22 protein-coding genes are annotated in these 23,243 nt (G+C 60.3%); 12 read left to right on the forward strand and 10 right to left on the reverse strand.

Annotated elements, in window-relative coordinates; translation table 11 throughout:
• Nucleotides 1-150: 150 nt before the first annotated feature.
• The 3 genes from QD461_RS02505 to thrC are packed head-to-tail and all read right to left on the reverse strand — an operon-like array spanning nucleotide 151 to nucleotide 3,529.
• The gene (locus QD461_RS02505; RefSeq protein ID WP_414086340.1) at nucleotides 151-762 is read right to left on the reverse strand and encodes a GNAT family N-acetyltransferase; all 612 of its coding nucleotides are present in this window, start codon (nucleotides 760-762) and stop codon (nucleotides 151-153) included.
• Between the two features lie 50 nt (nucleotides 763-812).
• The gene (locus QD461_RS02510; RefSeq protein WP_184701025.1) at nucleotides 813-2,111 is read right to left on the reverse strand and encodes a M16 family metallopeptidase; all 1,299 of its coding nucleotides are present in this window, start codon (nucleotides 2,109-2,111) and stop codon (nucleotides 813-815) included.
• A gap of 20 nt (nucleotides 2,112-2,131) precedes the next feature.
• A complete protein-coding gene (gene thrC, locus QD461_RS02515) occupies nucleotides 2,132-3,529 on the reverse strand; it encodes a threonine synthase (protein WP_414086341.1) in 1,398 nt (465 codons plus the stop codon).
• 314 nt (nucleotides 3,530-3,843) lie between these two features.
• Between thrC and QD461_RS02520 the strand changes: the two genes are divergently transcribed.
• Nucleotides 3,844-4,464: a hypothetical protein gene (locus QD461_RS02520; protein ID WP_414086342.1), complete on the forward strand. Its 621-nt coding sequence runs from the start codon at nucleotides 3,844-3,846 to the stop codon at nucleotides 4,462-4,464.
• 214 nt (nucleotides 4,465-4,678) lie between these two features.
• On the opposite strand, the gene QD461_RS02525 is transcribed toward QD461_RS02520, so the two are convergent.
• Nucleotides 4,679-5,371 (reverse strand): HAD-IA family hydrolase, encoded by a 693-nt coding sequence (locus tag QD461_RS02525; RefSeq protein ID WP_414086343.1) that lies wholly within the window; start codon nucleotides 5,369-5,371, stop codon nucleotides 4,679-4,681.
• Nucleotides 5,372-5,606: 235 nt separating this feature from the next.
• Between QD461_RS02525 and QD461_RS02530 the strand changes: the two genes are divergently transcribed.
• From QD461_RS02530 to QD461_RS02540, 3 genes are all read left to right on the forward strand, one after another.
• A complete protein-coding gene (locus QD461_RS02530; RefSeq protein ID WP_414086344.1) occupies nucleotides 5,607-6,275 on the forward strand; it encodes a GntR family transcriptional regulator in 669 nt (222 codons plus the stop codon).
• Nucleotides 6,276-6,552: 277 nt separating this feature from the next.
• Entirely contained in the window at nucleotides 6,553-7,143 is a 591-nt protein-coding gene (locus tag QD461_RS02535; RefSeq protein ID WP_414086345.1) for a biotin transporter BioY, read from the forward strand.
• Nucleotides 7,140-7,565 (forward strand): DUF1284 domain-containing protein, encoded by a 426-nt coding sequence (locus QD461_RS02540; RefSeq protein ID WP_414086346.1) that lies wholly within the window; start codon nucleotides 7,140-7,142, stop codon nucleotides 7,563-7,565. Before QD461_RS02535 ends, QD461_RS02540 begins: the two co-directional genes overlap by 4 nt.
• Nucleotides 7,566-7,614: 49 nt before the next feature.
• Here the strand turns inward: QD461_RS02540 and QD461_RS02545 are convergent, their stop codons facing one another.
• On the reverse strand, nucleotides 7,615-8,313 hold the full coding sequence (locus tag QD461_RS02545; RefSeq protein ID WP_414086347.1) for an ArsR/SmtB family transcription factor: 699 nt from the start codon (nucleotides 8,311-8,313) through the stop codon (nucleotides 7,615-7,617).
• 71 nt (nucleotides 8,314-8,384) lie between these two features.
• On the opposite strand from QD461_RS02545, the gene QD461_RS02550 reads away from it, so the two are divergent.
• The 3 genes from QD461_RS02550 (at nucleotide 8,385) to QD461_RS02560 (ending at nucleotide 10,345) form a co-directional block, all read left to right on the forward strand.
• Nucleotides 8,385-8,714, forward strand: coding sequence for an NIPSNAP family protein (locus tag QD461_RS02550; protein ID WP_414086348.1), 330 nt, complete (start codon nucleotides 8,385-8,387; stop codon nucleotides 8,712-8,714).
• Nucleotides 8,711-9,076, forward strand: coding sequence for an antibiotic biosynthesis monooxygenase family protein (locus QD461_RS02555; RefSeq protein ID WP_414086349.1), 366 nt, complete (start codon nucleotides 8,711-8,713; stop codon nucleotides 9,074-9,076). The genes QD461_RS02550 and QD461_RS02555 overlap by 4 nt, the downstream gene beginning before the upstream one ends.
• A gap of 138 nt (nucleotides 9,077-9,214) precedes the next feature.
• Nucleotides 9,215-10,345 (forward strand): site-specific DNA-methyltransferase, encoded by a 1,131-nt coding sequence (locus QD461_RS02560; protein WP_414086350.1) that lies wholly within the window; start codon nucleotides 9,215-9,217, stop codon nucleotides 10,343-10,345.
• Nucleotides 10,346-10,598: 253 nt separating this feature from the next.
• Here the strand turns inward: QD461_RS02560 and QD461_RS02565 are convergent, their stop codons facing one another.
• From QD461_RS02565 to mutY, 3 genes are read right to left on the reverse strand one after another with little or no spacing between them, the layout of a single operon-like run.
• Nucleotides 10,599-10,964 carry a nuclear transport factor 2 family protein gene (locus QD461_RS02565; RefSeq protein ID WP_414086351.1) on the reverse strand — a complete coding sequence of 122 codons (366 nt, stop codon included), beginning with the start codon at nucleotides 10,962-10,964 and terminating at the stop codon, nucleotides 10,599-10,601.
• 4 nt (nucleotides 10,965-10,968) lie between these two features.
• Nucleotides 10,969-11,583, reverse strand: coding sequence for an HAD family hydrolase (locus QD461_RS02570; protein WP_414086352.1), 615 nt, complete (start codon nucleotides 11,581-11,583; stop codon nucleotides 10,969-10,971).
• Nucleotides 11,580-12,707, reverse strand: a complete 1,128-nt coding sequence (mutY, locus tag QD461_RS02575; RefSeq protein ID WP_414086353.1) for an A/G-specific adenine glycosylase — start codon at nucleotides 12,705-12,707, stop codon at nucleotides 11,580-11,582. Before mutY ends, QD461_RS02570 begins: the two co-directional genes overlap by 4 nt.
• A gap of 98 nt (nucleotides 12,708-12,805) precedes the next feature.
• On the opposite strand from mutY, the gene QD461_RS02580 reads away from it, so the two are divergent.
• The 4 genes from QD461_RS02580 to QD461_RS02595 all read left to right on the forward strand — a co-directional run bounded on the left by QD461_RS02580 (nucleotide 12,806) and on the right by QD461_RS02595 (nucleotide 19,171).
• Nucleotides 12,806-13,300, forward strand: a complete 495-nt coding sequence (locus QD461_RS02580; RefSeq protein WP_199145078.1) for a DUF721 domain-containing protein — start codon at nucleotides 12,806-12,808, stop codon at nucleotides 13,298-13,300.
• A 169-nt stretch (nucleotides 13,301-13,469) separates the two neighbouring features.
• Nucleotides 13,470-14,159, forward strand: coding sequence for a DsbA family protein (locus QD461_RS02585; protein ID WP_184701053.1), 690 nt, complete (start codon nucleotides 13,470-13,472; stop codon nucleotides 14,157-14,159).
• Nucleotides 14,160-14,249: 90 nt separating this feature from the next.
• Complete coding sequence (locus QD461_RS02590) at nucleotides 14,250-17,711, forward strand: chromosome segregation SMC family protein (protein WP_414086354.1); 3,462 nt, start codon at nucleotides 14,250-14,252, stop codon at nucleotides 17,709-17,711.
• A 134-nt stretch (nucleotides 17,712-17,845) separates the two neighbouring features.
• Nucleotides 17,846-19,171, forward strand: coding sequence for a hemolysin family protein (locus QD461_RS02595; protein ID WP_414086355.1), 1,326 nt, complete (start codon nucleotides 17,846-17,848; stop codon nucleotides 19,169-19,171).
• Here the strand turns inward: QD461_RS02595 and QD461_RS02600 are convergent.
• The gene (locus QD461_RS02600) at nucleotides 19,168-20,094 is read right to left on the reverse strand and encodes a cobaltochelatase CobT-related protein (protein ID WP_414086356.1); all 927 of its coding nucleotides are present in this window, start codon (nucleotides 20,092-20,094) and stop codon (nucleotides 19,168-19,170) included. The genes QD461_RS02595 and QD461_RS02600 overlap by 4 nt on opposite strands.
• Nucleotides 20,095-20,243: 149 nt before the next feature.
• Between QD461_RS02600 and ppdK the strand changes: the two genes are divergently transcribed.
• Nucleotides 20,244-22,910 (forward strand): pyruvate, phosphate dikinase, encoded by a 2,667-nt coding sequence (gene ppdK, locus QD461_RS02605; protein WP_184701061.1) that lies wholly within the window; start codon nucleotides 20,244-20,246, stop codon nucleotides 22,908-22,910.
• Between the two features lie 46 nt (nucleotides 22,911-22,956).
• On the opposite strand, the gene QD461_RS02610 is transcribed toward ppdK, so the two are convergent.
• Nucleotides 22,957-23,238, reverse strand: coding sequence for a hypothetical protein (locus tag QD461_RS02610; protein ID WP_184701063.1), 282 nt, complete (start codon nucleotides 23,236-23,238; stop codon nucleotides 22,957-22,959).
• Between the last annotated feature and the right edge of the window lie 5 nt (nucleotides 23,239-23,243).

Here is a 23,243-nt window from a genome sequence, read left to right on the forward strand (position 1 = left end):
GGTCGAGCGCGGTGTCGTCGCGCGAGATTTTCACAGGCTCGGCCGCGTGTGCCACTCCGGCGACCAGCAGCAGCATGGCAACTGCAAGCGCTGCGATAACAGCGCATAGCCGCCCGGCCATCGGCCTCGTCTGCATCATTCCGGCGATCATCACTGGTCGTAGCTTCGATTCGGGTTGGCATCGGCTGCCAGCCTTGAGAACATCACATGGTCGCGCCACTGACCGTTGATTTTGAGATAACCGCGCAAATGACCTTCCCGTTGGAAACCGGCTTTTTCCAAAAGCCGCATGCTACGCTCGTTGTCCGGAATACAGGCTGCTTCAATACGGTGCAACTCAAGACCGGAAAAGATATAGGGTATAACCAACCGAAGTGCGGCGAACATGTGGCCCTGACCGGAATAGCGCTCGCCCATCCAATATCCGATCATGCAGCTCTGCGCAGCACCGCGGCGAATATAGCCGATCGTGATGCCTCCAACCAGCGTCATGTTTTCCTTGAGAAAGATGAACAGCGGGATGGCCTGACCGGAATTATACTCCTGCTTGCCCCTGATGATGCGCGCCCTATAGGCGCCCTCCGTCAGTTCGTCATGCCGCCATGTCGGCTCCCAGGGCTCCAGAAAACGCCTGCTTTCGGCTCTGAGCCTATGCCATTGATTGAAGTCGGAGTAGCGCGGCAGGCGCAGCAAATAAGTATCGTCTTCGAGTTCAACCGCGTCCGGATGACGTGAGAGAAACCGAAAGACAGATTTTTGCATGCCGCCAAGCACTCCCCCGAGAATTGAACCCATCGGCTTGCGGCGTGCCCTTAGCCGCTAGCGCTTTTCGAGGCAGGCGCCGGCGAAGACAGCGACGTCACGATGTCTTCCATCGGCGCAAGCTGCTCCAGCGGCCCGATCGCCGAAAGCGTCGGTACTGTATCGAAGAACAGCCGGCCGGCAAGATCCGTGAGGCGATCAATGGTAATGCCCTGCAGACGCTCAAGCATTTCCTGATTGGGGATCGGGCGGCCGTAGAGCATCATCTGTCGGGCAACCTGCCCGGCGCGGGCGGCAGGGCTTTCCTGACCCATCAGAAGCTGGGCGCGAATCTGGGCGCGGGCGCGCTCGATTTCCTGCTGCTGAATGTCGTGTGACGACTTGCGCAGCTCGTTGACGATGACGGGCAGAAGTTCCGGCAGGTTCTCGCCGCCGGTCGCGGCATGGATGCCGAAGATACCGGTATCTGAGAAACCCCAATGGAAGGCATAGACCGAATAGCACAGGCCGCGGAATTCGCGCACTTCCTGGAAGAGGCGCGAGGACATGCCGCCGCCGAGAATATTGGCGAGAATCTGCGAACAGTAGAAGTCGCGCGTATGATAGGCGCGTCCCTCGAAGCCGAGCAGGATCTGCGCATCCATCAGGTCGCGCGTTTCGCGAATATTGCCGCCGATATAGCGGGCAGGCTCGATAACGGGCGGAGCGGACGGTTTGGTCGGCAGGCTGGAGAAGCGCTCCTCGACCTGTCGCACGAAGCTTTCATGATCGACCGCGCCGGCTGCGACGACGAACATGCGGTCGGTCGTATAGTTGCGATCCAGGTAATGACGAATCTGTGCCGGCGAGAAGGAAACGACGGTTTCGGGCGTGCCGAGAATGGCCCGCCCCAGCGTCTGGCCGCGATAGGCGACCTCGGAAAACTTGTCGAAGACCACGTCGTCGGGCGTGTCGTTCGCCGCATTGATTTCCTGCAGGATAACCTGTTTTTCGCGCGCCAGCTCTTCTTCGTCGAAGGCGGATTCTGTCAGGATGTCGGCAAGGATGTCGACCGCGAGCGGCACATGATCCTTGAGAACCCGTGCATAGTAGGAGGTGGTTTCGGTGGATGTGGCGGCATTGACTTCGCCGCCGACATTTTCGATTTCCTCGGCGATCTGGCGGGCGCTGCGCCGCGCCGTGCCCTTGAACGCCATATGCTCGAGCAGATGGGCGATCCCGTGTTCTGCCTCGGTCTCATTACGCGAGCCCGATTTGATCCAAACGCCGAGCGCCACGCTTTCGAGGTGTGGCATCGATTGGGTCGCTACTGTCAGCCCGGACGCGAGCCGGGTGCACTCCACTGTCATCGCTTGTCTTTCCGCGTCTGTTATTCGCCGGCCCGGGTGTGCTTGCCGATAAAGCTTTCAACGGCCTTAAGCTCCGGATCGAGAACCTCGAAACGCTCCTCCCTGGTCATCAGACCAGCAAGCCACGTCGGAAGCGCTGGGTCAATACCGGATGCGGATTTTACTGCTGCAGGGAATTTCGCTGGATGGGCAGTGGCAAGCGTCACCATCGGGCTCGTCGGACGTTCGTTCTTTTCCGCGACGAAGACGCCGATTGCCGTATGGGGATCGAGCAGATAGCCGGTATTGGCGAGGGTCTTGCGGATGGTTTCGGCCACCTGCTTCTCGCTGGCGCGGCCGGCCCGGAAATCCTTCTTGATGAACTTCAGGGCCTCTTCGCTGATCGAAAAGCCGTTGGACTGTTTCAGGCTTTCCATGGCGGCGCGCACCTTGGAGGCATCGCGTCCGTTGGCTTCGAACAGCAACCGCTCGAAGTTGGAGGAAATCTGGATATCCATCGAGGGCGATGTCGTTGCCTTGACTTCGCGCATTTCATAGCGGCCGGTCTTCAGCATGCGCGCAAGGATATCGTTTTCGTTGGTAGCGATGATCAGCCGCTCGATCGGCAGGCCCATGCGCTTGGCAACGTAGCCGGCAAAGATATCGCCGAAATTGCCCGTCGGCACCGTGAAGGAAATTTTCCGATCTGGGCCGCCGAGGGCAACCGCCGTCGTGAAATAATAGACCACCTGCGCCATAATTCGCGCCCAGTTGATCGAGTTGACACCGGAGAGCCTGACCTTGTTGCGGAAGGCCTCATCGTTGAACATGGCTTTGACGAGGTTCTGGCAATCGTCGAAGTTGCCCTTCACTGCCAGCGCATGGACGTTGGCCTCGGTCGAGGTGGTCATCTGCCGCTGCTGCACCGGCGAAACCTTGCCGTGCGGGAAGAGAATGAAGACATCGGTCCGTTCGCGCCCGGCAAATGCATCGATTGCGGCGCCGCCGGTGTCTCCCGATGTCGCGCCGACGATGGTTGCTCGCTGGCCGCGCTTCTCAAGCGCATAGTCCATCAGGCGTGCCAGCAACTGCATGGCGACATCCTTGAAGGCGAGCGTCGTGCCGTGGAAGAGCTCCATGACGAAGCTGTTCGGGCCAGTCTGGGCAAGCGGCGTCACGGCCGGATGCCGGAAGGTGGCGTAGGCGTCGTCGATCATGCCGCGGAATACGTCGGCGGGGATTTCGCCATTGGTGAAGGGTGAAAGCACTGCAAAAGCGATGTCCTGATAGCTCTTGCCGCGGAACGCCCGGATCTCTTTTTTCGTCAAGGTCGGCCATTCACGGGGAACATAGAGCCCGCCGTCACGGGCAAGGCCAGCCAGGAGGGCGTCGCAGAAGCCAAGGGCAGGGGCTTCTCCCCGCGTTGAAATATAGTCCACGGTCTAGGATTCCTTTGGTCGCAAAATTGCCTGAGTGATCGGTTGAGAGAGTAGAGGAACGAAACGGTGCCGGCCTGTCTTTTTGCGCCGGATCAGCCCCGTGGTTTTCGCGTTTGCACAAGACGTGTGGGATTGGCGCCCGTTGGCGGCGGTTTATGCCGATCTGTCGATCTCGAAAAGTGAGCCAAAACGGTGTCTACCCAATCGATTTTTCACTGCGCCGCTGGTATAGACCATCGCCAAGTGTCATAAAAGTCCCGTTTGGCGGGCTGCAGGCCGATAATTATGAAATATATGGAGAGGGTGGAATTATAGTGTTTGGCAAGGTTTCGCGTCGTCTTTTCTCCGCTTCGCTTCTGGCATTGCTGACCGGTTGCAGTACCCTCGGCATCGGCGGCAGCAGTGATAAACAGCCTGCAACCGATGTTACCGTCGCGCCGCAGGCGGGCGCTGCGAGTGCTGCCCCCACAAGCGCTGGCGGCTATGTCGTCGGCAAGTGCCCTCAGGCCGTCATTCGCGATGAGGACTCCGTTTACAAGGTATACGCCAAGGGCGCCAAGGACGATGCAAGCAAGCTGACCTATCAGGCCTCGCTCGCACAGGCCACGCGCCAATGCACCTCCGACGGCACCAGCCTCGGCATTCAGGTTGTCGCACAGGGGCGTCTGGTCGCCGGTCCAATGGGTAGCTCCGGCAAGGTGACACTGCCGATCAACGTCGCCGTCATGGACAATGAAAAGGCGCTTTATAAAAAGACCATTAACTTCGTCGCGGAGATCCCGCCGGGCGAAACTACGGCGCAGTTCCTGTTCACGAACAACGATATCCAGGTCGCCGGCGGTTCTGGCGGCTTCACGATCGTTCAGATCGGTTTCGATCAAGGTCCGCAGAAGCCCGTAAAGGGTGACAGGCCGGTGCGTAAAAAGCGCCACTAAGGCATTCGATCGCGGCGCCGGCCTGGCGCTGCGAGACCACTGCGATTTGAAAAGAAAAGGCCCGCCGATCGATCGGCGGGCCTTTTCTTTCATCGGTAATCTCGGCTGTCTTAAAGCATGTCGCGCCAAAGCGTGCAGCGGTTTTGCCATAACGACATGCGTAAAATCAAAGAGCTAAAGCCCGTGAAGCGAATCTGAAAGATCGCGACGCGCTTTAGAGTACGCCTTCCCATTCAGCGAGTGCCATGACCACGCTCGGCAGGTCGGCCATGCGGCTGATGACGGTTTCGGCGCCTGCGTCCGTCAGGCGGTCGGCGTGCGAGGGGTAGGTATGCGATGCGCCGGTGAAGCCGATGACGCGCATCCCGGCGGCGCGCGCCGCCTGGACGCCGTGGATCGAATCTTCAACGACGATCGTGCTGGCGGGGCTGACATTCATCTGCTTGGCGCCATGCAGGAAAATATCCGGCTTGGGCTTCACCCGGTCGGCGCCGAGATCCTTGGCGGAATAGATGTTTGGCGCAAACAGCTTAATGTAGCCGACCTTGGTAAGCATCATCTCAAGGCGAGCAGCGCTGGAATTCGAGCAGATGCAACGCGGCATCGGCAGGCGCGACAGCGCAAGCGGAACGCCTTGAATAGCCAGAACATCATTGGCGAGCCGCAGGTCCAGCAACTTTTCCGATTTGTCGAGCAGGGACGCCGAAAGCGGAATGCTCGCTTCGCGCTCGACTTCGAAGAGAATGTTCTGCCAGGTCATGCCGGCGAAGCGCTCGCCCATTTCCTCGACGCTGATCGGATAGCCTGCATCGGTCAGCAGTTTCGATTCGACTTCCGCCGCGATGATTTCCGAATCGACCAGAACGCCGTCGCAGTCGAAGATGATAAGGTCGAAACCATTGCTCATGAAAATTGCTGCCTTTGGTATGGGCTGGGTTTGGTAAGTTCCGGCGAAAATTCTCGCATCTTGGAACATGCCCTGAAAAACGACCGCCGCGCTTTACACGATGTGTCGACAAAGCTCAACCAATTGGCGGACATGGCTGTACTGCAAGGATCGAAAAGGTCGAGACCAGTTCAAAAGGCTAGATGATGCCAGCTTGCCGCTCGACATCGGCCAAGCCCGTCATTAAGGATCGGTCATGGCCAAGGAGCGCGACGACACCATTGCCAGCCGTATCAGCCGGGTGCTTGCCGACCGCATCATCCGCGGCGAGCTCGCGCCCGATGCGCGCTTGCGGCAGGATCATATCGCCGAGGAATTCGGCACAAGCCATGTTCCAGTGCGCGAGGCGTTTCGCCGCCTGGAAGCGCAGGGTCTGGCCGTCAATCTACCGCGTCGCGGCGTTCGCGTGGCTTCCTTCGATCTGAAGGAAGTGCGGGAAGTCGCCGAAATGCGCGCCGCACTGGAAGGTCTTGCCTTGAGGCACGCGGCGCAGCATCTGACCCCGGCCATCCTGGATGCGGCCGAAGAGGCGACCCGGGAAGGGGATGCGGCTTCCGACGTCTATGCGTGGGAGGAGGCCAATCGCCGCTTTCATCGCCTTATCCTCGCGCCTTCCGATATGGCGCGCCTATTGGCCGCCATCGACGATCTCCACGCTGCCAGCGCCCGCTTTCTGTTCTCGGCATGGCAATCCGGCTGGGAAAAGCGCACGGATCACGATCATCGCGCTATCCTTGCCGCCTTACGTCAGGGGCGGGCTGATGAGGCCGCGGGCATCCTGCAAAAACATGTGCAATGGATCGGCCGTGCACCTGTTCGCACAGCCTCCGGCTCCACTCGCGAAGCCTTCGCGATCGTTGGCTGAAATCGAGAAATTATAGATAATTCTGCATTGTTGCGCTTGCATGTCGTCTTCGGATGCAGCGGTGGTGGCTCTCCACCTGGGATTGCTAGCGATCGCGCATTGATGGCGTCGCGCCCGATAGTGGCGTCTGGCTCCTCCTCTCTTACGGAAATCTAGCGATCTCGGTACTTGCGCGCCAGTGAATCAATTTTCCACACCCGTCACTTGCCTGGTTTTGCAAACTCAGACATACAATAGATGGGAATTAAAAATTATCTATAATTTGGAAGGAGAGACTATGTCCTTGTCCCATCATCATGACGAAGCCGCCTTCGATCCGCTCCGCCTCGGCCAGCGATCACTGGTGGTTAAATCGGTTTTCGTCCTCGCAGGAACATTGGTATTGGCACTGGCATCGCAGATTTCCGTGCCGATGGTGCCGGTGCCGATCACCATGCAGACCTTTGCCGTCACGATGATCGGTGCGCTCTATGGCTGGCGTCTTGGCGCCATGACCATTCTGGCCTGGCTGGGTGAAGCTTTAGTTGGCTTTCCCGTTCTTGCGGGCGGAGCAGGGGGGATTGCGCCTTTCATGGGTCCGACGGCCGGTTATCTCGCTTCGTTCCCGATCATCGGTGCCCTCGTCGGTTTGCTTGCCGAACGTGGCTGGAGCGGTGACCGGGTCGTTCGCTGTTTTCTCGCTCATCTCTCGGCCAACATCCTCTGCCTTGCGATCGGTGGCGCATGGCTTGCCGCATTGATCGGTGCCGAAAAAGGCTGGCTGCTTGGCGTTGCCCCCTTCATCCTCGGCGCGGTGCTGAAATCGGCTCTGGCTGCTGCTGTGCTGAAGGCGGTCAAGACCTATGGCGGCAAGGCAAAGCTGAATTGACGGTTCGGCTTCGCGCCCACCATCTGCTTTGCATACTGACTTTCGTCGGTGAAGGCTACACGCCCGCCTTCACCGACAATTATCGCCGCATCACCGAACGGCTGACCGCAGGGGAGGAGATCGAATTGGTCTCCGGCCCCGACGATATCTGTGCGCCCTTGCTCGATGAGCAGGATCCGCATTGTTTCAACGCATCCGTCCTTGAGCGGGATGCCCTCGCCCTTGCTGATGTGGCGACGCTTTTGGGCAAAAAGCTTGAGCCGGGCGCGGTGATAATGCCCGATGCTCGTCTTCTGGCGGAGTTACGACGCAACTTCGCTGGCGGTCAGATTCGCCGTGCCTGCAGCCGCTGCGAATGGGGAGATCTGTGCAACCGGATCGCTGAGGGTAGGTTCGCAGGCGTGCTGGTTGGGCAAGCCTAAACGAGCAGGCGGCGCAGTAGCGGACAGTGCCTTGCTGTAGGGACGCGCCTTAGGATTGGCCGCTGGTTTCGAGCGGAAAGAGCGCCAGGAAGCGGCGATCGCCTTCCGGCGTAAAGAAGATGGAGCGGCTGTTTTCGGTCTGTCGTGCCCAGCCCTTGTCGAGGAAATTCGACAGCAGCGCCTTGCCGAGGCTGCCGGCCAGATGCGCGCGCCTCTCGCTCCAGTCGAGACAGGACCGGCAGAGCGGACGACGGTTCAAGCGCAATTCGGAGACGTCAATGCCGATGGAACCGAGATGCGCCTCGCCATGCGGGGTCAGGTTCAGACCTTCGCCCATGGCCGATATAGCGCCGGTTGCCACAAGACTGTCGAGCATCCGTACACCATAGTCGCCGGCGAGGTGATCGTAGCAGATGCGCGCCTTGCGCAGCGCCGGGTCTTTCGGGCCTGGACGATGGCGCAGATGACCGCGGCTTGCGGCAAAGCCCATGATTCCTTCCAGCAGCTTGCCGACGCCGTCATCGGCGAGCGTGAAATAGCGATGCCGGCCCTGCTTGCGCTGCGCCAGCAGGCCACCTGCCTCCAGCTTGGAGAGGTGCGCGCTTGCGGTCTGCAGCGTCACACCCGCCGCCGCGGCCAGTTCCGTCGCGGTCAGTGCACGGCCGCCCATCAGCGCCGTCAGAATGTTAGCCCGCCCCGGATCGCCGATCAGCGAGCCGATTTGTGCAATGTCAGGACCTTCCTTCATACTTCGACCCTAACCGAAGCATCTCCGCCGCGCAATGTGGGAGAAATGGCCATCAGCAAAGGAGAAAACCAATGATCACCTGTTTCATCCGCTATCAGATCGATCCGTTCAAGCAGCAGGAATTTGCCGAATACAGCAAGGCTTGGGGCCAGATTATCCCGCGCAACGGTGCCGATCTCATCGGTTACTTTGCACCGCATGAAGGCTCTCTGACGACGGCTTACGGCATCTACAACATCGAGAACCTGGCCGCCTACGAGGCCTATCGAACGAGCCTTGCTGCCGACCCACTCGCGAGAGCCAATCTCGATTTTGCCCGCCGCGAGCGTTTCATCTTGCAGGAGGATCGTATTTTCCTGAAAAATGTATCCCTGCCACATGCTCCGAGGGTATCGCCGTGATCGCAGTTATTTTCGAAGTCGTCCCGCATGCCGATGAACGTCAGCACTATCTCGACATTGCCGCAAGGCTGCTTTCCGAACTCAAAACGATCGATGGCTTTATCTCGATCGAGCGCTTCGAAAGCCTGAGCCAACCGGGCAAATTTCTGTCGCTTTCCTTCTGGCGCGATGAGGCCGCCGTTCTCGAATGGCGAAATCGCGAGGCACACCGCGCCGCCCAGAGGGCCGGCCGTGCAACGGTTTTTGACGATTATCGGCTGCGCGTGGCGCAGGTCCTGCGCGACTACGGCATGATGGAGCGGGACGAAGCGCCGACCGACAGCCGCGCCATGCATGACAGGCCGGACGGCACGGTAAGATAGCCTCAATCGCCACGCGACGAATTCCCGGCGGCAACCGGGAATTTGAAAATTATGACGCCGCTTTAGCCTTTGGTAACCAAGTTAGGTAACCATAACACTCAGTTAAGAGCATCGAGTCAGTGTAACAGCGAGTATCAAATGGCGTCAGTTTTCCCGCTTGCCGACCTCAGGAAATCCCCAGTTCCGGGCTCCTGGATCGACACGATCATCAAGGGCGATTGCGTAGCCGCTCTTGAGGCACTGCCCAATCAATCCGTCGACGTCATCTTCGCCGACCCACCCTACAATCTGCAGCTTGGCGGCACTTTGCATCGTCCAGACCAGTCGCTCGTCGACGCTGTCGATGACGAGTGGGACCAGTTTGCCTCCTTCGAAGCGTATGATGCCTTCACCCGCGCCTGGCTGCTCGCCTGCCGCCGCGTGCTGAAGCCGACGGGCACGATTTGGGTCATCGGTTCCTATCACAATATCTTCCGCGTCGGTGCGACCCTGCAGGATCTGAACTTCTGGATCCTTAACGACATCGTCTGGCGCAAGACCAACCCGATGCCGAACTTCAAGGGCCGCCGCTTCCAGAACGCGCATGAGACGATGATCTGGGCGAGCCCGAATGCCAAGGCCAAGGGCTATACCTTCAACTACGATGCGATGAAGGCCGCCAACGACGACGTGCAGATGCGTTCCGACTGGCTATTCCCGATCTGCAGCGGCAATGAGCGGCTGAAGGGCGACGACGGCAAGAAGGTGCATCCGACACAGAAGCCGGAAGCGCTGCTTGCCCGCGTCATCATGGCGTCGTCCAAGCCTGGCGATATCATTCTCGATCCCTTCTTCGGATCGGGTACGACCGGCGCCGTTGCCAAGCGTCTCGGCCGCCACTTCGTCGGCATCGAGCGCGAGCAGGATTATATCGATGCGGCAAGCGCCCGCATCGCCGCCGTCGAGCCGCTCGGCAAGGCGGAGTTGACCGTCATGACCGGCAAGAAGGCCGAAGTTCGCGTGGCTTTCAACGTGCTCATCGAGAGCGGCCTCATCAAGCCCGGCCAGGTACTGACCGATGCGAAGCGCCGCTACAGCGCCATCGTCCGTGCCGACGGCACCGTCGCCTCCGGCGGCGAGGCCGGCTCCATTCATCGCCTTGGCGCGAAAGTCCAGGGCCTTGATGCATGCAACGGATGGATGTTCTGGCATTTCGACGATGGGCGTTCCCTGCGTCCGATCGACGAACTCAGAACCATCATCCGCAGCGATCTGGCGAAGGTGGAATAGTCTCCGCCGTTGGCTCGCAGGTTTCCCGTCGCAAACCGCCCCACGGTTTCCGGGAGGTCTTCGGCCAGATCGACATATCCGTCTTCTTCCGTCGTGTACCTCCAGTTAGGGAAGAAGACGAGACGCCCAGGGCCTTGCCGACGAAACACGCGGTAAGGCCCTGAGCGTCTTTGGTTTTAAGAGTCTAAGCTCTGTCTCTTTGTTTTCCAGCAATTCCTGACGGAAAGCGGCCCCGCACTTTCTGGAATTGCTCTTAGAATTCCTGATAGTCGGTGACGTCGACACGCACGACGCGGCCATCCTTGTCGAAGGTGATCGTCTCTTCGCCCTCGCGGATCAGCGGCTGGCCCGTCTTGCTGTTGGTGGCGCGAACCGACCAGACGGCGCGGCCGGAAAGTGGCGTCAGCGTCTCGACCAGTGAGTTCGACGCGGTCTGATCGGGATACTTATCGAAGTAGCCGCGGAAGGCCTCCATGATCGCATCGCGCCCGGCAAGGCTGCCGACACCGTTGGAGACATAGGTGGCGTTCTCGGCGAAGAAATTCTCGATCTCTTCGTAATTGATGCGATTGATCGCGTCGTGAAACAGCTCGATGCGTTCTGCGGGATCGAAAGTCATTGGATCAAACCTTTATGCCGTGGGCGGCGAGATCGCTGCGCAGCTTCTCGGCGCCGGTGAAATGGACCGCGTGCCAGCCGGCAGCGCGAGCGCCTTCGACGTTCGGAAGCGAATCGTCGATGAAGATCGTCGCGGCCGGATCGAGGTCGAAACTCCTAGCATGGGTTTCGTAGATCGCAACGTCCGGCTTGATCAGCCCGATATCGCCGGATACCGTGACGCCGCGCGGCTTGTTGAGGAAGGGATAGCGCACCTGCGCCTCGCGGAAGGTGTCGGAGGCGAAATTGGTGAGCATGGTCACGTCGCGACCCTCTTCGATCAGCTGTTCCATGATGGAGACGCTGTCCCCATAGGCATGCGGGACCATCTCGTGCCAATGCTTGCGGAAAGCGCGGATCTGCTCTTCGCGCTCCGGATGTTCGGCAATCAGTAGCGCCTCGGCCTCTTCCCAGGTTCGGCCGCGATCCTGCTCGATGTTCCACTCTTGCGTGCACACATTGGCGAAGAACCATTCGCGTTCGGCAGCGTCCGGAATGACGCGGCTGTAGGGGAGGTTCGGATCGTAGTGGATGAGGACCTTGCCGATATCGAAAACGATATGCTGTATTTCCGTGGTCATAAGTTAGTTCCTGATTCTCTCTTGCCTGATTTTTCTGGGATGCGTGCTTTTGCGAACGCATTGGGAATAGCCTGAGCGATCGCTTTTTTCATGACCGTCGGCAGCGCCTGCTCTTCAAGATTTGTAACCGGCTCCCACCATCCGTCATGGTTGTCATTCTGCGAGACCGACTTGGCGCGCCAGATCGACAGCCTCAGCTCGAAATGCGTGAAGACGTGCGTCACTGTTCCCGCCTGCTGCCACTCCGCGGGGAAGGGGGCAGCCTCCATATCGGTCTCGCCGTCGATACGGGCCGTCCAGCCCGTCGTTGGTACTTCGGTCATCCCACCAAGTAGCCCGCTTTCGACGCGGCGGCGCAGAAAGATCTCACCCTCGTCATTGACGGCAACGAAGGCCGCCCCCTGCCGTATAGGCTTGTCCTTCTTGGCGGCTTTGACCGGAAAACGTTCGGGATCATGCGCTGCCAGCGCCAGACAGGCGCCGTTGAAGGGACAGAGCGAACAGACGGGGCGCTTCGGCGTGCAGATCGTCGCACCGAGATCCATCATCGCCTGGGCGAAGTCACCCGGCCGATCTGCAGGTGTCAGAAGCGCGACCTTCTGCCTCATCAGCGGCTTGGCGGCGGGCAGGGGCGCCGAGATCGCATAAAGGCGCGAAATGACACGCTCGACATTGCCGTCCATCACGGCTGCCTGGCGATTGAAGGCGATCGCTGCGACGGCGGCAGCGGTATAGTCACCGATGCCGGGCAGCGTTCGCAAGCCATCTTCCGTATCGGGAAAGCATCCGCCATGTTCGGCTGCGACGGCTTCCGCGCACTTCTTCAGGTTCCGGGCGCGTGCGTAGTAGCCGAGCCCAGCCCATGCGGCCATGACATCGTCGTTAGGCGCCGCAGCGAGATCGTTGACCGTCGGCCAGCGCTCCAGGAATTTAGCGAAATAGGATTTGACCGCCGGCACCGTCGTCTGCTGCAGCATCACTTCCGACAGCCAGATGCGATAGGGGTCCGGTTTGACGCCGCGCGAGGCCATCGGCGGCGAAACGCGCCAGGGCAGGTCTCGGTGATGGCGGTCGTACCAAGCAAGCAGGGAAGCGGCCGAAGGTGATTCTAAAGTCGTGGTCATGATTTGCCGCATCGAGGGGAAGTGCTCTATACTTGGCCAAGCTGCGTCGGGCGATCAAGGTCCGGAACGTACAAAGCATGCGCCGGAACCCGATTGATATGAGTTATCCCCGAAAAGGCGAGAAACAGATTTCCGAGTTGACCAACGGCATCGTCGATCCCGTGCTGGCGAAGCGCGCGGGGATCAATACGACGTTGCTCGGCTGCTGGGACGAGATCGCCGGCGAGGATTTTGCCGATTGCACGCGCCCGGAAAAGATTGCCTGGGCCAAGCGCAGCGGCCCCGGCATGGATGACCGGTATCAGCCGGGCGTGCTGACGATCGCCTGCGAAGGCGCCCGCGCCCTCTTCCTTACCCATGCGCAGGGTGAACTCATTCAGCGCATCAACGGCTTTTTCGGCTTTCACGCCGTTCATCAGATCCGCATCGTGCAGAAGCCGGTCTCCGTGGCTTCGAAGCGATCCCGAACGCCGCCGCCGCTGAAGGGCGAAGCCGCAAGAAAGCTCGAGAGCATGATGGACGGCATCGAGGACGAGAAAATTCGCGCGGCAATCCAGAGGCTGGGCACTGCCATGGTTTGGAAACGGCGCTGAGAGGCTGGCTAAGCGACCAATTCGAAGAATTGTGAATGAAATTTAAGTTGTTCGTCTTCGCCAGGTCACAATTCTTTGAAGAAAGTTGGTCAACCGTGCCTTGTTAGCGGCAATCAGCCGTTATATCGCATGAAACATTCGAAGACCTCTTTTAACGACGGGTGACTCTATGCCGATGTCCGACATGCTCTTGACCAAGCGCCACCTGCTGGGCGGCTCTGCCGTTGCAGCTCTTTCCGTGGCGTTCTCTGCCTTTGCCGACACCGCATCCGCCGCGTCCGGCGACGACGCCATTCCCCCGTCGGATGGCAACGTAGACATGAATGAAGTGCTGAAGCCCGGCCCGCTGCCGGAAATCGCCTTCGGCAAGGAAGACGCGCCGGTCAAGATCGTCGAATATATGTCGCTGACCTGCCCGCACTGCGCGCATTTCGCCGTCACGACCTTCGACACGATCAAGCAGAAATATGTCGACACCGGCAAGGTGCGCTTCATCATCCGCGAATTCCCGTTCGATCCGCGTGCTGCCGCAGCCTTCATGCTTGCTCGTTGCGCCCCGCAGGAGCAGTACATGCCGATGGTCGAGATGCTGTTCAAGCAGCAGATCGCCTGGGCTTCGCCTGATGTCGATGGCCGCGCCGCACTGCTGCAGATGTCGAAACTTGCTGGTTTTACTGAGGATAGCTTCACGAAATGCTTGACGAACCAGAAGCTTCTGGATGATGTCAACTCTGTACGTGAACGCGCAGCCAAGGATTTCGGCGTCAACGCAACGCCGACCTTCCTCATCAATGGCAAGCGCTATGCAGGGGACATGTCTGTTGGTGCCATGTCGAAGCTTATCGACAGCCTGCTCTGATCCGCGCCTTTTTGAACCACAGGCGGGCGGCCAAGGCCGCGCGCCTGCTTTCTATTACCTCCCCCTCAAGGTGAGGGTGGAGATCAGCCCATGAAGTTCAACAGGCTTCGGCTCGTCGGTTTCAAATCCTTTGTCGAGCCGTCGGAATTCGTCATCGAGCGTGGACTGACCGGCGTCGTCGGTCCGAATGGCTGCGGCAAGTCCAATCTTGTCGAAGCCTTGCGCTGGGTGATGGGCGAGAATTCTTACAAGAACATGCGTGCGTCGGGCATGGACGACGTCATCTTCTCCGGTTCTGGCAACCGTCCGGCACGCAACACCGCAGAAGTCGGCCTTTATCTCGACAACAGTGACCGAACCGCGCCGGCAGCCTTCAACGACAGCGACGAAATCCAGGTGACGCGCCGAATCGAGCGCGAGCAGGGCTCAGTGTATCGTATCAACGGCAAGGAAGCGCGCGCCAAGGATGTGCAGCTGCTTTTCGCCGATGCTTCCACCGGTGCGCGCTCGCCGTCCATGGTCGGGCAGGGGCGTATCGGCGAGCTGATCCAGGCAAAGCCGCAGGCACGCCGCCAGCTCCTGGAAGAGGCGGCAGGCATTTCCGGCCTGCATTCGCGCCGCCATGAGGCCGAGTTGCGCCTGCGCGCCGCCGAAAGCAATCTCGAGCGGCTGGACGATGTGACGTCGCAGCTCGAAAGCCAGATTGAGAGCCTGAAGCGTCAGGCACGGCAGGCCAATCGTTTCAAGATGCTCTCGGCCGACATTCGCGCCCGCGAAGCGATGCTGCTGCATATCCGCTGGGTGCAGGCGAAGGAAGCCGAGGCCGAGGCGGATAGCGCGCTCAACCAGGCAACCGTTCTGGTCGCCGAAAAGGCGCAGATTCAGATGGAGGCGGCAAAGGCGCAGGGTATCGCCAGCTTCAAGCTGCCGGAGCTGCGCGACGACGAGGCGAAGGCCGCAGCCGTGCTGCAGCGCCTTCAGTTCGCCCGCAATCAACTGGAAGAGGATGCCAACCGCATCCTGCGCCGTCGCGACGAGCTGACCCGCCGACTGGCGCAGTTGGGCGAAGATATCCGTCGCGAAGAGAACCTGGTTGCCGACAACGCGTCCATTCTTGCCAAGCTGGACGCAGAAGAAGCCGACCTTACCGATATTGTCGCCGATTCCGGCAGGCTTGCCGAGGAGACGCGGTTGGCCTTCGAGGAGGCTGCCGCCAAGCTTGCCGACAGCGAACGAATCTTTACCGCTCTGACAGCGGAACGCGCCGAGGCCGCTGCCGCTCGAAATCAGCTGGAGCGCGCCATTCGCGATCTCGCCGACCGCAAGATGCGGCTTGAGCGCCAGGCCGACGAAGCAAACCGCGAACTTGCCGCCATCGACGAGAAGATGGCTGATCTGCCGGACCCCGGTGAAAAGCGCGATATGGTCGAGGCGGCGGAAAATGTCGTTGCCGATAGCGAGGGCGAGATCCAGCGCATCGAGGCGATCCTTGCCAAGGCTCGCGAAACCGAGGCACTATCGCGCGGACCGGTCGAGCAGGCAAGGGCACGCTTGAACGCGCTGGAAACAGAAGCACGCACCATTTCCAAGATGCTGGCGGCTGTCGATACATCAGGCGCTTTTTCACCTGTTGCTGAGGAGCTGCGTGTCGATCGCGGCTTTGAGACGGCACTTGGCGCGGCTCTTGGCGACGATCTGGAGTCTTCGCTCGACGCGCAGGCCCCGGTCTATTGGGCAGACAATGGAAGCGGCGCCGGCGATCCGGTGCTCCCGGCAGGCGTTGCGCCTCTGATCACCCATGTCGGGGCGCCCGCGGCACTGACACGCCGCCTCCGCCAGATTGGCATTGTTTCGGCTGAAGACGCTCTGCGCTTGATGTCGGWGTTGAAGCCGGGGCAGCGGCTGGTGACCAAGGATGGCGCCGTGTTCCGCTGGGATGGCCATGTGACCGGTGCCGATGCCCCGAGTGCGGCTGCCCTGCGGCTCGCCCAGAAGAATCGCCTCTCCGAGCTGGAAGCCGAGGCCGAACTCGCGCGCGATGTGCTCGTTGAAGCCGAGGAGCGGCTTTCGGCGGCCGCGGATGCCATTCGGGGCGAGGAGAGCCGTTTGGCGACCGCCCGCGATGCAAGCCGTCTTGCGGCTCGTCGTCTTTCCGAAGCGCGGGATGTTTTGGCCGCTGCCGAACGGGCTTCCGGCGATCTTATCCGCCGCCGTGATGTGATCGCCGAGGCGGTCAGCGGGCTGCGGGAACAGCTGGAAGATGTGGCGGTGCAGGACGAAAATGCCCGCATCGAGCTGGAGGACGCTCCGGATCTTTCCGCCGTCGATCTGAAGCTGCGCGATCAGCAGGCGGAGGTCGCGACGGATCGTGGCTCTCTCGCTGAAGCTCGCGCCCGCCACGAGGGCCTGAACCGGGAAAACGAGGCGCGGCAGCGTCGCATTCTGGCCATCCGCCAGGAGCGCGACACCTGGCGCCAGCGCGCGGCCAGCGCCGAAGAGCACATCCAGACCCTGCGCGACCGCGAAGGGGAAGCGCGCGACGAAGCTTCCGAGCTTGACCTGGCGCCGGATGAATTCGACGATAAGCGGCGTTCGTTGATGAACGAGCTGCAGAAGGCCGATGACGCCCGCCGCTTGGCGGCTGACCGTCTTGCCGAAGCCGAGGTCGTTCAGCGCGAAGCCGATCGTCATGCGGCAACGGCGCTTTCCGAACTTGCCGAAAGCCGCGAAAAACGCGGCCGTGTCGAGGAACGTCTGGTCTCTGCACGGGAACGGCGGCAGGAAAGCGAGCTGCGCATCCGGCAGGCGCTGAACGTCGAGCCGCATGAGGCGATGCGCCTGACCGGCCTTTCGGCATCGCAGAATATACCGGACCTGCGCGAGGTCGAGCGCGAGTTGGAGCGGCTGAAGATGGAGCGCGAGCGCCTTGGCGCCGTTAACCTGCGTGCCGAAGAAGAAAGCAAGGAGCTGACGGAGCGGCTGCAGGCGCTGATCAAGGAGCGCGACGACGTCATCGATGCCATCCGCAAGCTGCGCGGCGCGATCCAGAGCCTCAATCGCGAGGGCCGCGAACGTCTGATCGTTGCCTTCGACATCGTCAACGCGCAGTTCCAACGGCTGTTCACGCACTTATTCGGCGGCGGCACGGCCGAGCTGCAGCTCATCGAGTCGGACGACCCACTGGAGGCCGGTCTCGAAATCCTCGCCCGCCCGCCAGGCAAGAAGCCGCAGACCATGACGCTGCTTTCCGGCGGCGAGCAGGCGTTGACGGCCATGGCGCTGATCTTTGCGGTGTTTCTCACCAATCCCGCGCCGATCTGCGTTCTCGACGAAGTGGACGCGCCGCTGGACGACCACAATGTCGAACGCTATTGCAACCTGATGGATGAAATGGCCGCTTCGACCGAGACGCGGTTCGTGGTCATCACCCACAATCCTATCACCATGGCCCGCATGGATCGCCTCTTCGGCGTGACCATGGCCGAACAGGGCGTGTCGCAGCTTGTCTCCGTCGACCTGCAGACGGCCGAGCGGTTGCGCGAAATCGCCTGAGAGCTTTCCGGCAGGAAAGAAAACTGTTCTGATATAAACAAGAAATTGCCGCTTCGGCTGCCGCACAGCCGGAAAGCGTGATAGTTTCGTTCTCGATCAACAACATGTGGCGCTAATCCGCCCGGAAGGGAAGTATGTCTGGATCTGGTGGCGGTATTTTCGATTTCCTCGGAATACTTGCCGTACTGCTGCTCGTTGCCGCTAACGGCTTTTTCGTTGCGGCTGAGTTTTCTCTGGTGTCCGTTCGCCGCAGCCGCGTGGCGGAGCTTGTTGCCGAAGGGCGGATGAACGCCAAGTCGTTGCAGAAGGCGGTCGACAATCTCGACGCCAATCTGGCGGCCACACAGCTTGGCATCACGATCTCCTCGCTCGCTCTCGGCTGGGTCGGCGAGCCCGCTCTTGCCCATCTTCTCGAGCCGCTTCTCGATTTCTTACCCGGAGCATGGGCCGCGGCCAGCTCTCATGCGATCGCCGTCGCTATTTCCTTCATCATCATCACCGCTCTCCATATCGTGCTCGGCGAACTCGCGCCGAAGAGCCTCGCCTTGCAGCGCAGCGAAGGTACGGCCCTGGGCGTGGTGCGGCCGCTCGGCCTGTTTCTCTTCCTGCTGCGCCCGGCAATCACCGTGCTCAACGGCCTTGGCAATCTCGTGCTGCGGCTTTTCGGGCTGCGGCCTGGCGCCGGTGAAGGCTCGCTGCATTCGCCTGCCGAGATAAAACTCCTGATCGCCGAAAGCCAGGAAGCCGGCCTGCTCGAACAGGCACAACAGGATCTGGTCGAACGCGTCTTCAATATCGGCAACCGCGATGTCTCCAACATCATGACGCCGCGCCTTGAGGTCGATTGGATCGATGCCGATGATACGGCGGAGGAAATGCACAAGACCATTCGCGAAAGCCGCTTCGAGCAGCTTCTGGTCGCGCGCGGCTCGATCGACGAGCCGATCGGCATGATCCTGAAGAAGGATCTTCTCGACCAGCTTTTGAACGGCGAACCGCTGAACCCGATGGCCGTCATCCGCCAGCCCTTGGTTGTCCACGAGTCCACAGCCGTCTTCAAGGTGCTTGAAAATTTCAAGCGCGCGCCCGTTCGCCTCGCCATGGTCATCGACGAATATGGCAGTCTGGAAGGCATCGTCACGCAGACGGACCTATTGGAGGCGATTGCCGGTGATCTCCCCGATATGGAGAACGAAGCGCCCGATGTCGTCGAGCGCGCCGACGGCTCGCTGCTGATGGAAGGCATGATGCCGGTCTATGACGCGTTTGCGAGGCTCGGCCTGCGCGAGGGCGAGGAAGACATGAATTTCCACACGCTCGCGGGCTTCGCGCTCTACCAGCTCGGTCATCTGCCCGAAGTGGGCGAGAGTTTCACTTTCGACGGCTGGCATTTCGAGATCATCGATCTCGATGGCATGAGGATCGACAAGATCCTAGCGCGGCGGGAAACGCTGGCTTAGTCTGATTTCTGAGGTTCGTTGTTCAGCAGCAAGCGCTGCAGAAAATGAAGCGTAGACACACCTAGATCTTGGGGAAGTTCGATTTCTTCGGCGGTACGATAATAGCGATTCACGCTATAGTTTATGCCTATGGCAGCCAGTTGGATAACGGACTCTGTTTCAATGGTTCCAATGACTTCGGTTAGATGTCTTGATAAGAAAAGAGGGCCATTTTCGTTAAGTGTGGAATCATCTACAGGGGCACCGTCGGAAATAACCAACAGTAGCTTACGTGTTTCAGGCCGCGCATATAATCGCTTTGCGGCCCATTGTAGCGCTTCGCCATCAACATTCTCCTTCAGCAAATCTGGTCTCAACATCGGCTTAAGGTATCCAGCATGGGGAAAATTGCTGTCTGCTGCCCGGTAAATGATATGGAGAAGGTCGCAGAGTCGTCCGGGTTTAGCTCGTCGCGGGCGTTCGGAAAGCCAGTGTTTTCGCGATTGTCCGCCCTTCCAAGAAGTTGTTGTAAAACCGAGAACTTCCACCTTGCAGCCGAGGTGCACCAGAAAATCAGTAGCGACATCTATTGTCGCTGCCGCCAGCAATATCGATTGCCCTCTCATCGAGCCGGAGTGGTCGACTAGGATTGAAACCACAGTGTCGGCGCGCATCTGCTCCGTGGTTTGAATCCGCACGAGCCGCGAAGCCTCTAGGGCGGCGAGACTGCATTCCATACGCCAATCAAGGAGCGCGCCTTGATATCGTTGCCATGCCGCGTCTAACGTTGTGGCGTGCTCAATTGAGATTGGTCCCAGGACCTCGTCCAGCTGGCTGGCCTTGAGGATTTTATCGAACTCGCGCGTATAGATCCGATAGGACGGGATCGAATCGGTTGCAGGCTCATTTGTTGGCTTTTTGAATAGTGCTCTTAAAAATTGCATCAGCGATAGCTAACTCCGAATCGATCGGCGATGAAGAGAAATCTGCCGATTTGTCTGTATTTTTTGTGCGGCGCAACATTTTGCCGTATTTGCCGATTTTCATTTGTCGCTCAATGAATTAAGTTCAGCCTCGGGAGTTGGACGAGACAATGACGAAGTGGGTCTATACATTCGGCGACGGCAAGGCCGAGGGTGGTGCTGGAGACTTTGAGAGGCTCGGCGGCAAGGGCGCGAATCTTGCCGAGATGTGCAACCTTGGCCTGCCGGTTCCCCCGGGGCTGACGATTGTCTGTGACGCCTGCACCTCCTATTACAAAAATGGTCGCAAAGTTCCCGACGAGCTGAAGCCGCAGGTCATGCAGGGCCTGAAGCAGATGGAGGCTGTTACCGGGCGCAAATTCGGCGACATCGAGCGACCGCTGCTGGTTTCCGTCCGCTCAGGCGGCCGTGCTTCGATGCCCGGCATGATGGACACGGTTCTCAACCTCGGCCTCAATGACACAACGGTGCAGGCGCTCGGCCACGATGCCGGCGACGCGCGCTTCGCCTGGGATAGCTACCGCCGCTTTATCCAGATGTACGCCGATGTGGTCATGGGTCTCGATAACGAGGTCTTCGAAGGCATTCTGGAAGACGAGAAGGCCAGGTTCGGCCATGAGTTCGATACCGATCTCACCGCCGTCGAATGGCAGCATGTCGTCTCGATCTACAAGACCGTGATCGAGGAAGAGCTGGGCCAAGCCTTTCCGCAGGATCCGGAAGTGCAGCTCTGGGGCGCCGTCTCCGCCGTCTTTTCGAGCTGGATGAACGCGCGCGCCGTCACTTATCGTCACCTGCACAATATTCCGGAGGCCTGGGGCACCGCCGTCAATATCCAGGCGATGGTCTTCGGCAATCTCGGCAATTCGTCCGCGACGGGTGTCGCCTTCACGCGCAACCCGTCGACGGGAGAGAAGGAACTTTACGGCGAATTCCTCGTCAATGCGCAGGGTGAGGACGTCGTCGCGGGCATTCGTACGCCGCAGAGCATCACTGAAGTCGCCCGCATCGCCTCCGGCTACGAACGGCCGTCGATGGAAAAGCTGATGCCTGAGGCGTTCGCGGAGTTCCGCAGCATCTGCTCGCAATTGGAAGCGCATTATCGCGACGTTCAGGATCTGGAATTCACGATCGAGCGTGGCAGGCTCTGGATGCTGCAGACGCGCTCCGGCAAGCGCACCACCAAGGCGGCGATGAAGATTGCCGTCGATATGGTGGACGAAGGGCTGATCACGGAAGACGAAGCAGTAGCCCGCATCGACCCGATGACGCTCGATCAGCTGCTGCACCCCACCATCGACCCGCGCGTTCGCCGCGAGGTCATCGGCTCTGGCCTTCCTGCTTCGCCGGGTGCCGCCACAGGCGAAATCGTCTTCACCGCCGAGGAGGCCATTGTCGCTGAAGAGGAAGGCCGCAAGGCCATCCTTGTGCGCATCGAAACCAGCCCGGAAGACATTCACGGCATGCATGCGGCCGAGGCGATCCTGACCACGCGTGGCGGCATGACCAGCCACGCCGCCGTCGTCGCGCGCGGCATGGGCATCCCCTGTGTCGTCGGCGCCGGCACGATGCGCATCGACATGCGCAACGAAAAGCTGATCGGCATCGGCGTCATCCTGACCAGGGGCGATATCATCACCATCGACGGCTCGACCGGCCAGGTGCTGAAAGGCGAGGTGCCGATGATTCAGCCTGAACTGTCAGGCGATTTCGGACGCATCATGGTCTGGGCCGACCGCTCCCGCCGCATGACGGTGCGCACCAACGCGGATACGCCGGCCGATGCGCGGGCAGCGCGCTCCTTCGGCGCCGAGGGCATCGGGCTTTGCCGCACCGAACACATGTTTTTCGAGGGCGACCGCATCCACGTGATGCGCGAGATGATCCTTGCCGAAGATGAAGCGGGTCGTCGCACGGCTCTTGCCAAGCTGATGCCGATGCAGCGGCTCGACTTCACCGCCCTGTTCACCATCATGCACGGCCTGCCGGTCACCATCCGCCTGCTCGATCCGCCCTTGCACGAGTTCCTGCCGAAGACGGACGAGGAGATCGCCGAGGTTGCCGGCAGCATGGGCATGGAGCCGGCCATACTGCGCCAGCGCGTCGACGCCCTGCACGAGTTCAACCCGATGCTTGGCCATCGCGGCTGCCGGCTGGCGATTTCCTATCCGGAGATTGTCGAGATGCAGGCGCGTGCGATCTTCGAGGCGGCGGTTCTGGCGGCGCGCGAGACGGGCGCCGCTGTCGTGCCTGAGATCATGGTGCCGCTCGTCGGTCTGCGTTCAGAGCTGGATTACGTCAAGGCCCGGATCGATGAGGTGGCGCGTGCCGTCATGACCGAAGCGAAGATGAAGATCGACTATCTCGTCGGCACGATGATCGAGCTGCCTCGCGCTGCATTGCGCGCCCATATCATCGCCGAGGCCGCCGAATTCTTCTCCTTTGGCACCAACGACCTGACGCAAACCACCTTCGGCATATCGCGTGACGATGCGGCCGCTTTCATACCGACCTATCAGCGCAAAGGCATCATCGAGCACGACCCGTTCATATCCCTCGATTTCGACGGGGTAGGGGAGTTGATTCGCATCGCGGCCGAGCGCGGCCGCCGCACGCGCAACGACATGAAGCTCGGCATTTGCGGCGAGCATGGCGGCGATCCCGCCTCGATCCACTTCTGCGAAGACATCGGGCTGGACTACGTGTCCTGCTCGCCCTTCCGCGTGCCGATCGCACGGCTGGCTGCAGCGCAGGCGGCGATCAAGGCAAGAGTCTGAAGCGCTTTGCGATTCCGGGAGGCGTTCTATCGGGGCCGCGCTTCGTTCAGCGGCGCCAATAGCCGCGATGATGGTAGTAGCCCGGGCCGCCGACCACGACCGTCGGCCCCCAGAAGAAATCATCGTTGCTTTCCATGAACGCACGCTGATCGGCTCGCCGGCTGAGATCCTGATTCATCAGGCAATTGGCGAAATTCTCCGAGCCGCGCTTGAAGCCGTAGCCGCCGCATCTCGCCTCATCGGCCGCTCGTATTTCCTCGGCAGTTTGGCAAGAGGAGAGCACGAAAGCGACTGCGAGGAGCGCGAAAATGGAAGCGACGAGACGCATGACCT

The sequence above is a fragment of the Rhizobium sp. BR 314 genome (assembly GCF_047445805.1).
GTDB lineage: Bacteria > Pseudomonadota > Alphaproteobacteria > Rhizobiales > Rhizobiaceae > Rhizobium > Rhizobium lusitanum_B.

Excerpts from the sequence above, each read along its gene's own strand:
- QD461_RS02505 (WP_414086340.1), bottom strand. The coding sequence starts at position 762 with ATGCAAAAATCTGTCTTTCGGTTTCTCTCACGTCATCCGGACGCGGTT.
- QD461_RS02510 (WP_184701025.1), bottom strand. The coding sequence starts at position 2,111 with ATGACAGTGGAGTGCACCCGGCTCGCGTCCGGGCTGACAGTAGCGACC.
- QD461_RS02525 (WP_414086343.1), bottom strand. The coding sequence starts at position 5,371 with ATGAGCAATGGTTTCGACCTTATCATCTTCGACTGCGACGGCGTTCTG.
- QD461_RS02530 (WP_414086344.1), top strand. The coding sequence starts at position 5,607 with ATGGCCAAGGAGCGCGACGACACCATTGCCAGCCGTATCAGCCGGGTG.
- QD461_RS02535 (WP_414086345.1), top strand. The coding sequence starts at position 6,553 with ATGTCCTTGTCCCATCATCATGACGAAGCCGCCTTCGATCCGCTCCGC.
- QD461_RS02545 (WP_414086347.1), bottom strand. The coding sequence starts at position 8,313 with ATGAAGGAAGGTCCTGACATTGCACAAATCGGCTCGCTGATCGGCGAT.
- QD461_RS02550 (WP_414086348.1), top strand. The coding sequence starts at position 8,385 with ATGATCACCTGTTTCATCCGCTATCAGATCGATCCGTTCAAGCAGCAG.
- QD461_RS02560 (WP_414086350.1), top strand. The coding sequence starts at position 9,215 with ATGGCGTCAGTTTTCCCGCTTGCCGACCTCAGGAAATCCCCAGTTCCG.
- QD461_RS02565 (WP_414086351.1), bottom strand. The coding sequence starts at position 10,964 with ATGACTTTCGATCCCGCAGAACGCATCGAGCTGTTTCACGACGCGATC.
- QD461_RS02570 (WP_414086352.1), bottom strand. The coding sequence starts at position 11,583 with ATGACCACGGAAATACAGCATATCGTTTTCGATATCGGCAAGGTCCTC.
- mutY (WP_414086353.1), bottom strand. The coding sequence starts at position 12,707 with ATGACCACGACTTTAGAATCACCTTCGGCCGCTTCCCTGCTTGCTTGG.
- QD461_RS02580 (WP_199145078.1), top strand. The coding sequence starts at position 12,806 with ATGAGTTATCCCCGAAAAGGCGAGAAACAGATTTCCGAGTTGACCAAC.
- QD461_RS02585 (WP_184701053.1), top strand. The coding sequence starts at position 13,470 with ATGCCGATGTCCGACATGCTCTTGACCAAGCGCCACCTGCTGGGCGGC.
- QD461_RS02595 (WP_414086355.1), top strand. The coding sequence starts at position 17,846 with ATGTCTGGATCTGGTGGCGGTATTTTCGATTTCCTCGGAATACTTGCC.
- QD461_RS02600 (WP_414086356.1), bottom strand. The coding sequence starts at position 20,094 with ATGCAATTTTTAAGAGCACTATTCAAAAAGCCAACAAATGAGCCTGCA.
- ppdK (WP_184701061.1), top strand. The coding sequence starts at position 20,244 with ATGACGAAGTGGGTCTATACATTCGGCGACGGCAAGGCCGAGGGTGGT.
- QD461_RS02610 (WP_184701063.1), bottom strand. The coding sequence starts at position 23,238 with ATGCGTCTCGTCGCTTCCATTTTCGCGCTCCTCGCAGTCGCTTTCGTG.